Source organism: Desulfuromonadales bacterium (assembly GCA_035620395.1).
Lineage (GTDB): Bacteria > Desulfobacterota > Desulfuromonadia > Desulfuromonadales > DASPGW01 > DASPGW01.
In genome coordinates this window covers 1-2896 of the sequence record DASPGW010000115.1, presented here as the reverse complement: position 1 = coordinate 2896, position 2896 = coordinate 1, and the positions used below count along the sequence as shown (strand labels likewise).

The following is a 2896-nucleotide window of genomic DNA, read 5'->3' as shown; positions in this document are numbered from 1 at the left end:
TACGCCGTCTCCTTCTCCATGCTGCTGGTCGCCGTCGCCGCCCCCTTGCTCGGCGCCCTCGGTGACCGGCGCGGCATCCGCCGCCGGCTGCTCATCGTCTTCGCCCTGGTCGGCGCCGTCGCCACCTCGCTTCTTGCCTTGGCCGGCCCCGGTCAGTACCTGCTCGCCGCCGGCCTCTTCGTCCTCGCCAACGTCGGCTTCGCCGCCGGCAACATCTTCTACAACGCCTTCCTGCCGGCTTTGGCACAGGGGCCGGACCTCGACCGCCTCTCGGCCCGCGGCTTCGCCCTCGGCTACATCGGCGGCGGACTCATGCTCCTCATCGCCTTCCTGCTCATCCAGTACCCCGCCATCTTCGGCTTTGCCGACCGGGGGAGCGCCACCCGCGGCGCCTTTGTGCTGACCGGCCTGTGGTGGGGAGTCTTCGCCCTGCCGACCTTCCGCTACGTGCGGGAAGAAGTCTTCGTTCATAAACCGGCACCCCTTCTGCGCGGTCTGCGGGGATACCTGCAGATTTTCACCCAGGTCCGCCGTTACCCGGACCTGCTGCTCTACCTGGTCGCCTTTCTCTTCTACAACGACGGCATCCAGACGGTGATCGCTGTCTCGGCGATTTTCGGCCGCGAAGAGCTGGGGCTTTCACAAACGACCGTCCTCAGCGTCTTTCTGATGATCCAGTTCGTCGCCATGCCCGGCTCCCTGATTTACGGCCGGGCGGCGGAGCGCTGGGGCGCCAAGCGCTCTATCCTCGCCGGCCTGGTGCTGTTCATCGCCGTGACGATCTACGCCTACACGATGCAGAAGGGGTGGGAGTTCTGGATTCTCGGCTTCGTCGTCGCCCTCATCTTCGGCGGCCTGCAGGCGATCAGCCGCTCGCTCTACGCCGCCCTCATCCCGCAGGGCAAGAGTGCAGAATTCTTCGCCTTCTACGCCATCAGCGGCAAATTCGCCTCGGTCGTCGGCCCCCTTCTCTTCGCCATCATCGCCGACCTGACCGGTTCCACCCGCCTGTCGATCCTCGCCCTGGCCAGCCTGTTCATCGTCGGCCTGCTCCTGCTGGCCGGCGTCAACGTCGCCCGCGGCAAGGCTGCCGCCCTGGGAGATCCATCATGAAAAACCGCTACCTCGAGCAGCCGCGCCCCCGTCTCTTCGGGCACCGCGGAGCCTCTGCCCACTACCCGGAGAACACCCTCCCCGCCTTGCGGGCCGCCTGCGAGGCCGGCGTCCCCTACCTGGAGCTGGACGTCTGGGCCACCGCCGACGGGCACGTCGTCGCCCACCACGATGAAACCCTCCTGCGCCTCTGCGGCGACCGGCGCCGGGTCTCAGACGTCACTCTGGCCGAGTTGAGGAAGCTGGATGCCGGTTTCGGCTTTTCGCCCGACGGCCTGAATCGCCCCTGCTTCGGCCAGGGCATCACCGTCCCCACTCTGGCCGAGGTCTTCGCCGCCTTTCCCGCAGCCTTCTTCAACATCGAAGTCAAGCAGGAGGCTCCAGCCATCGAGGAGCAGGTGCTGGCCGCCATCGCAGCGGCGGGAATGGCCGACCGCGTCCTGCTGGCGGCGGAGCAGGACATCATCATGCAGCGCCTGCGCCCCCTTTGCGGCCCGATTCCGACCAGCTTCAGCTTCGGCGAACTGGCGGCTTTCTTCGGCTGGCTGCAAGGCGGCTGCCGGGGGGAATACCGGCCCCCCGGGGCCGCCTTGCAGATCCCCGAAACTTGGGGCGGCAGGACGCTGGTTACCCCCGAGACGGTGCGGGCTGCACATGCCCTCGGCCTGGAAGTCCATGTCTGGACCGTCAACGAGCCGCAGGATATGGAACGGCTGCTGGGTTTCGGTGTGGACGGGCTGATGAGCGATTACCCGGAGCGACTGGTGGCGGTGGCCGAAAAACGCCGGTTGGCCACATGACAAAACCGGCGGGTCACGCTTGCGCGCCGTAGCGCTTCAGCGTGCAGGCGCGTCCCGCCGGACGCCCTACTTTTGTCAGCCAACAAAAGTAGGCAAAAATGGCTTTCGCCTGGCGGCGGGCACTACTGTCGCGAAGAGTCGCTGGCATCTACCTCCTTCGCTGCACCTGAGAGCCGGAACGTCTTCGTCGGTCCCATTTGCGAGCCGAAGTGAATCGTTCAGCAGGATTGCGTGGCTGTTGCAAACACCGGCGCTGCTGGTTCGGAAAACCCAGCTTCGCGACAGGGCCGGCGGCAGCCCGGCAAAGGCTTCCTCGCAAAGGGGTACTGCGGCAATTAAATTTGCTACCGACCGCAGAAACCTCCAATCGGCCGCGAAAGTAGTGCCCACCGCCAGGTGAACGTCCTTCCTTTGCTTACTTTCCTTGGACGAGCAAGGAAAGTAAGCCGGCCGCCGGCCGGGACCGGCGAAGTTAGGGTGGGAACTTAAACCATAGGCATCCTCGCAACGGCCATGTTCGGGATTGACCGGGGTGCGAGGCACTGCTATAGATAGCCGAACGGCGTCGCGTTGCCGGCGTTCAACACAAAGGGGGGACAAAATGACCGAAGAGGATTTCAAGCGCATCGAGAACATGATGGCCCGGCAATTCGGGATCATGGAGGGAAGTGCCCAGCATCGTTTCGATCTGCTGGCCGAAGGGCAGCAGCTGCTGGTCGAACGCATGGACCGGATGGATGGTGGCATGCAGAAACTCGACGGGCGCCTGACGCGGGTAGAAGTGCGGTTGACAAGCGTCGAAGGCCGACTGACGAGCGTCGAGAACAAGGTCGACGGTGTCGCCGCCAACCTTGCCGCCCACCGGGCCGATACCGAGGTGCATCGGAGGGGGTACCAGGTGCGGGAGGAGTAGGAGAGCGAGAGGGGGTAGTGTGGATACTTCAAGGGCGGCCGGTTGGCCGCCCTTGGTTGTTGTGGGAGGG

At 65.2% G+C, this 2896-nt stretch carries 3 protein-coding genes; all 3 read left to right on the top strand.

Annotated features, from left to right (window positions below):
* Positions 1 to 1113: MFS transporter (locus VD811_06455; protein HXV20611.1), on the top strand; the 1113-nt coding region annotated here is incomplete at its 5' end.
* On the top strand, positions 1110 to 1913 hold the full coding sequence (locus VD811_06450) for a glycerophosphodiester phosphodiesterase (protein ID HXV20610.1): 804 nt from the start codon (positions 1110 to 1112) through the stop codon (positions 1911 to 1913). The genes VD811_06455 and VD811_06450, both read left to right, overlap by 4 nt.
* A gap of 601 nt (positions 1914 to 2514) precedes the next feature.
* Positions 2515 to 2826 (top strand): hypothetical protein, encoded by a 312-nt coding sequence (locus tag VD811_06445; GenBank protein ID HXV20609.1) that lies wholly within the window; start codon positions 2515 to 2517, stop codon positions 2824 to 2826.
* Positions 2827 to 2896: the final 70 nt, after the last annotated feature.

Excerpts from the sequence above, each read along its gene's own strand:
- VD811_06450 (HXV20610.1), top strand. The coding sequence starts at position 1,110 with ATGAAAAACCGCTACCTCGAGCAGCCGCGCCCCCGTCTCTTCGGGCAC.
- VD811_06445 (HXV20609.1), top strand. The coding sequence starts at position 2,515 with ATGACCGAAGAGGATTTCAAGCGCATCGAGAACATGATGGCCCGGCAA.